A 4,435-nucleotide genomic window follows, 5' to 3' on the forward strand; every position below is an offset into this window, starting at 1 on the left:
GGCCGGGGTCGGCGCCGGCGTCGGCGCGGGCGTCGGCGCGGGCGTCGGTGGTGGCGGGGCGGCCTCGGGGCGGGGGCCGACGATCCGCCACACCTCGTCGGTCAGCCACTGCAGCTGGGCCGGCAGCAGCCGGCTGACCTCCTGCGGGTTCCGCGCCCGGGCCAGCTGCTGCAGCAGGCTCTTGCGCAGGTCGATGAAGGTGAACCGGCCGGTGCTGGTGCCGTGGCGGCGCCAGGCCTCCAGCTCCTGCAGCACGCTGTCGTGGTCGGGCACGCCCCTCCTCCCCTCAGAACTCGACGTCGTCGTCGGGCACGGGACGCGCCGAGCCCGCCACCGGACGTCCGGCCAGCTCGTCGGCGGCCAGCCAGCGGGTGTGCTCGACCACGGTGCGGGCCAGGCCGAACGAGACCGACCACACCGGCGGCTCGACCAGGTTGGCCCCCGCCCCGACCGCCACCGGGGTGAAGCAGCGCTGGGCCAGCGCCCGGTCCGCACCCGACAGGTCGGCCTCGCCGACGAACTCGTCGTGGCTGCGGACGCGACCGCCGCTGACGACCGGGGCCGACGCGCTGAGCCGGGTGGTCTCCTCCTGCACCGCGGCCTCGACGGTGCGGTGCACCCAGGCCCAGGCACCGGGCAGGGTGGCCGGGTCGGCAGCGGCCCAGCGGCTCAGCGCGGTGCCGGGCTCCGCACCCTCCGACAGCAGGTAGTCGGGGTCGACGGTGCGCTGGTGCAGCTCGCCCGAGGTCCGGGCGCCGTGCTCGAGGAACCCGGCGAACCCGCGGTCCAGCCAGCCGCGGCCGAAGGTGGCCCGCTGCACCCGCTGGGCGGCCAGGTCGACCTGGTCGACGTCCGGCGCGGAGGCGCCCAGCTGCACCGACAGCGGGAAGGTCACCCCGTCGGTCGGCCCCTGCCCCGGCCCGCTCGCCGGCTCCCCGGTCGGGGCGAGGAAGCGGGCCAGCACGTCCACCCAGCGACGCAGCTGGCCGTACAGCTCGGTCCGCACCCGCAGGTCCTCCACCGCCCGCGGCAGGTTCTGGCGGTGGACGTCGGCGGCCCGCACCAGCGAGCGCTGCCGGGCCAGCGCCTGGAACAGCTCCTGCTGGTGGCGGACGAAGACCACCGACCCACCGACGGCGAAGCCGACCACCAGCACGAGCACGACGATGGCGGTGGTGGCGACGTCGAGCACCCCGTAGGCCCCGAGCACCACCGCGAGCACCGACAGCAGCAGCGTCACCCCGGCCATCCCGAGCAGCCGGCGTCCCAGGCTGCGCTGGCCGCGCCCGGCCGCCGGGTCGTCCGCCACCTCCCCGCGGGCCTCCTCCAGCGCGAGGAGGATCTGGCGCACCTCCCGACTGGACTCGACCACCTTCGCGCCGAGCTCGCGCCCGCAGGCGGTGGCGAAGCTGTCGGCCCAGCGCTCCCGCCAGTGCTCGAGCTGCTGGATCCGCTCCACCGGGGCGCCGCCCTCGACGACGCGGAGCTGGCGCAGCCGCATCTCGACGCCGAGGTGGTCGGCGGGGTGCAGCCCGTCCTCGACCGCGTCCAGCGGCGGCACCACGTCCTCGGTGCGCGCCAGCACGGCCCGCTGGTGCCCGGCCGCGACCGGCTTCAGGGTGGGGTGGCGCTCGCCCGCGTCGAGCAGGGTCATCGCCGCGCCGAGGAAGTCCCGCCACAGCTGCGACACCCGCACCGGGGCGGGGACGCTGACCGGCTGGTCGGGCAGCCGCACCTCCGAGAGCTGGGCGGCCGCGCGGGTGAGGTCCTCCAGCCCGGCCGGGCTGCCGTCGGGACGCACCCCGCGCACCACCACGGTGTAGGCCGAGTCGGCCTGGCCGAAGACGGCCGCGTGCACCCGGGCCGCGACCTGGGAGGCGACCTGGTGCCGCACCGCCCGCGCCCACCGCTCCGGGGCGCCGCGGACGGCCGAGGCGAGGAAGCCGAGGAACAGCCGCAGCGCCTCCACCGGGCCGACGTGCTCGGTCCGGGGCTCCGGCACCTCCTCCCGCCCGCTCCACAGCGGGTGCGCCGACGCCCAGCGCCGCGCGGTCTCCTCGGTCACCTGGCGCACCGAGTCCGCCGGCACGGTGACCGCCACCTGGTCGCCGTCCCAGGGCAGCGGGAAGGAGCCGCCGCCGGGCAGCACCCGCTCGCGCACCTGGGCGGCGGCGCCGCCGAGGTCGAGCCGGCGGTGGAAGGTGCGCACCACCCGGGCCCGCGGCACCGGGGAGCTGCTGGTGCCGTCGTAGGGGGCGCCGGGCTGGCCGCGCCACAGCCCGAGCAGACCGCACAGGGCGGCCGCCGCGTGCGGGCCGATGCCGACCGGGTCGGTGCGCTCGTCCAGCTGCTGGCTGGGTGAGCCGGGGGCGCGGGAGTCCTCGGGCGAGACGACCAGGGTGTGCCACTGCCCGCGCACCTGCCCGGCCAGGGCGTCCTCGCCGCCGGGACGGCAGAGGACCACCCGCAGCAGCTCGAGGGCCGGTCCGCGCTGACCCGCGACGGACCCGCGCAGCTCCTCGGCGCGGGCGTCCAGGTGCTCGTCGTCCCCGCACGGGTCGGGCAGGGCGGGCACCAGCACCGCGAGCCGGACCCGGTCGGGCTCGGTGCGGGCCACCAGCTCGTCCACCCGGACGGGCCGCGCCAGCCCCGCGGAGACCAGCAGGCTGCGGTCGGCGGCTCCTCCCGGCTCACCGGCGTCCACGAGCACGAAGTCCTCGACCAGCCCGAGCGCGTTCCAGTCCCGCAGCACGTCGCCGACCCCCTCCAGGGGACCGCGCGGGCAGAGCAGGACGGCCAGTGCCATCAGAACTCCACCAGGTCGTCCGGCGCGGCGCCGGCGGCCACCTCCACCATGGCCGCGACCCGCTCGGCGGCGGCGACGAACTCGGGCGCCAGGTCGCTCATCAGCGGCAGGCTGCCCGCGGCCGTCCGGGTGGCCGGGCGGAAGAAGCGCCCGCCGGGGGTGAGGTACTCCGTCCGGACCAGCGCACCGGGCCCGCGGGGGTGCTCCACCAGCCACTGCCGGGCCGCGCCCGCCCGCTCGGCCGGGGCGGCCTCGCGAATCGAGCGCACCGAGGAGGTGGCGCCCGGGGCGGTCAGCCAGGAGCGCAGCAGCCGCACCCCCGAGGCCTCGACCGCCGGGCCGACCGGGCCCTGGGGCGAGTCGTCGGCCAGCGCCCGCAGCGCCCGGTAGGGACGCATCGACTCCATCGTCTGGCTGCTGCCAGCCAGCGCCAGCAGCGAGGACTCCAGCACGGCGGGGAACCAGTCGATGGCGTCGACGAAGGCGGTCCGCGGGGTGAGCAGCGGGTGCGGGAAGGCGAGCCGGGTGCCGTCGCCGTCGACCACCTGCACCGGGTCGGTGTAGGGCGCCGGCGGCAGCTGCAGCCGGCCGGTGACCAGCCCGATCAGCCAGCCCTCGGCGAGCGTGCGCCGCTCCACCTCCGTCATCGGCACCGAGGCGGTCAGCGGACGGGCCCGCCGCCACAGCCAGAAGCTCTGCCGGGCGCCGGGCGAGGCGGCGTTCCAGTCGTCGCGGATGCCGTTGAGCACCGGGGCGAAGGCGACCGGCGAGACCGGCATGTGGGAACCGAAGATGTCGACCCGCCGGGCGGCCGAGGAGGTGGCCAGGGCCCGGTCGAAACGCTGCAGGCTGCCCTCGGCGACCGTCCGGTCCTCGGCCAGCACCCGGCGCAGCGGCTCCAGCACGGCCATCTGGTCGAACGGGACGGCGGAGAACTTGTACTCGAAGTCGATGCTGCCCCCGGTGCGGTTGACCACGTGCTCGTCGATCCCGGTCAGCGGCCGGGCCGCCCGCAGCGCCAGCCCGAGCTTGGTGGTCAGCTCGGAGACGGTGCTGCGCGGGTCGTGCTCGAGCTGGGTCTGCACGTGGCTACGCAGCGACACCCGGCAGTAGCTGTCGAAGCTCTCGTCGGGACGGGCCACGAAGGCCCGGGCCCGCTGCAGCACCTCCGCCGGCGCCAGCCCGACGTGGTAGTCGGGCAGGGTCGGCATCAGCGGCTCCCCGCCGTCGGGGTCGGCCACGAACTCCCGCGCCACCCACACCCGCTGGACGTCCAGCAGCCCACCGGGCGCCTCCCCCTGGGCCACCGGCCACCGCCCGCTGGCGACGGCCCGCGGCACCGCGGTCACCTCGTGGCCCTCGGCCCCGGCCAGGGCGCGGCGCAGGTGCTCGGCGAAGGCGGAGCGGAACACCGCGGTCGGGGTGAGCGTGACCTCGTTACGGGCCGGCTCGAACCGCGACGGCACCACCTCGCTCTGCGGCCAGGCCGCGTAGGCGTCGGTGGCGGTGACCGCCACGCCCACCGACCCGGCCTCGGTGCGCCGGGCGGCGGCCAGCTCCTCCGCGGCGCGGACCAGAGCGCTCCGCAGCCGGGGCAGCACGTCGCGGGCCAGCGCGGCGGCGCCGCGG

At 77.5% G+C, this 4,435-nt stretch carries 2 protein-coding genes and 1 pseudogene; all 3 read right to left on the minus strand.

Features of this window, described 5'->3' with window-relative positions; all coding sequences use genetic code 11:
• Window positions 1–273 (minus strand): annotated as a pseudogene (locus DVA66_RS17465) (hypothetical protein); the annotation flags it as partial.
• Between the two features lie 13 nt (window positions 274–286).
• Entirely contained in the window at window positions 287–2,806 is a 2,520-nt protein-coding gene (locus DVA66_RS17470; RefSeq protein WP_114561205.1) for a hypothetical protein, read from the minus strand.
• A partial coding sequence (locus DVA66_RS17475) for a hypothetical protein (protein ID WP_232822042.1) occupies window positions 2,806–4,435 on the minus strand: 1,630 nt, incomplete at its 5' end. The genes DVA66_RS17470 and DVA66_RS17475, both read right to left, overlap by 1 nt.

It is taken from the genome of Desertihabitans aurantiacus, from assembly GCF_003344635.1.
Lineage (GTDB): Bacteria > Actinomycetota > Actinomycetes > Propionibacteriales > Propionibacteriaceae > Desertihabitans > Desertihabitans aurantiacus.